Annotated in this window: 1 protein-coding gene and 1 pseudogene; both read left to right on the forward strand. The window is 62.7% G+C overall.

Going from position 1 to position 1475, the window contains the following annotated elements:
* The first annotated feature begins 1 nt into the window (after position 1).
* A complete protein-coding gene (locus ABZ567_RS32350) occupies positions 2 to 982 on the forward strand; it encodes an IS481 family transposase (RefSeq protein ID WP_360796948.1) in 981 nt (326 codons plus the stop codon).
* A gap of 93 nt (positions 983 to 1075) precedes the next feature.
* Positions 1076 to 1475: pseudogene (locus ABZ567_RS32355) on the forward strand (AraC family transcriptional regulator); the annotation flags it as partial.

The raw sequence follows: 1475 nt of genomic DNA on the forward strand, positions 1-1475 counted from the left end.
CGTGGAGGGAAGACGACGCCTGATCGAGCGGTGCCAGAGTCGTCCGATCGCCCACGTCGCCGCCGAAATGGGCATCTCCCGACAATGCGCTTCCAAGTGGGTCAATAGGTATCGCAAGTACGGTGACCTGGGAATTCAGGACCGATCCAGCACGCCGCACCATCAACCGACCGCTACAGCGGCAGGGCTTGTGGCCGAGATCGAAGCAATGCGCCGGAGCCGGAAATGGTCGGCTTCACGAATCACGTTCGAACTGGGCACCGACGGCATCGTCATTGCTCGTCGGACGGTCACGAGAATCCTGCGGAGCCTGGGATTGCACCGTCGCCGGTTCATCGACCCGAACGGCGAAACCAACCGAAAACCCCAGGTCATCGCCGCCAAGCGACCTGGTCAGATGGTCCACGTCGACGTCAAGAAAGTCGGGAAGATCCCGGACGGCGGCGGGTGGCGTGCCCACGGCCGCGGCTCCGACAAGGCCAAACGATCCCAACGCCGGAAAACGAAGAACAAGCAGGCCCGCATCGGCTACACCTACCTGCATTCCGCGATCGACGGCAACACCCGCCTGGCGTACACCGAAGCCCGCGACAACGAAACCGCAGCAACAGCCATCGATTTCATGAACAACGCCCGCGTCTTCTTCGCCGCCCACGGCATCACCCGTATCGAGCGCGTGATCACCGACAACGGATCATGCTACCGGGCAGCAGATTTCACCGTTTCATTACGCGAAGCGCGGCACTACCGGATCAAGCCGTACACCCCGAAACATAACGGGAAGGTCGAACGCTACAACCGTATCCTCGCCGAAGAACTGCTGTACTCCCGCGAGTACACCAGCGAAGCTGAGCGGCGCACTGCCGTCGAAATCTGGAATGTTCACTACAATTACCACCGACCGCATTCAACACGCGGAGGACGACCGCCCGCCGCTTACCGCCGGCATCGCGTAACTAACGTCCGTGCCTCGTACACCTAGGTGTCGAGGTTTCTTGGTGAAGCGAGTTAAGCGTATGACGAGCAAGGGCATGTGAGAAGTGGCGTATACGGCAGTATTGCTATTGTTCGCGCCATGCGTATCGGACTGATCGCGATCGACGGCTGCTTCGGTTCGGCTGTCGCGTCGGTCATCGACATCGTGCGGGTGGCCGACGGAGCCCGCGGCGATGTCGACCCGCGGATCGACCCGATCGAACTCGCCATCCTCGGACCGAAACGGAGAGTGACCACGACGGCATCGATGACCCTGTCGGTGGACCACCCGCTGTCGGAGTCCGCAGAGTTCGACGTGGTCGTCGTCCCTGCGCTTGGAACCCTCACGGCCGCCGCTACCAACGACGCCCTCCAGAGCCGAGATGCTCGTTCGGTCATCGCCTCGCTCGGGCGCCTCGACGACGCGACCACCCGGATCGCCGCGGCGTGCACCGGCGTGTTCGCCGTCGCCGAGACCGGACGGATGCATCATCGGCGGG

Origin of the sequence: Streptomyces sp. NPDC016459 (genome assembly GCF_040632845.1) — a bacterium.
Classification (GTDB): Bacteria; Actinomycetota; Actinomycetes; order Streptomycetales; family Streptomycetaceae; genus Streptomyces.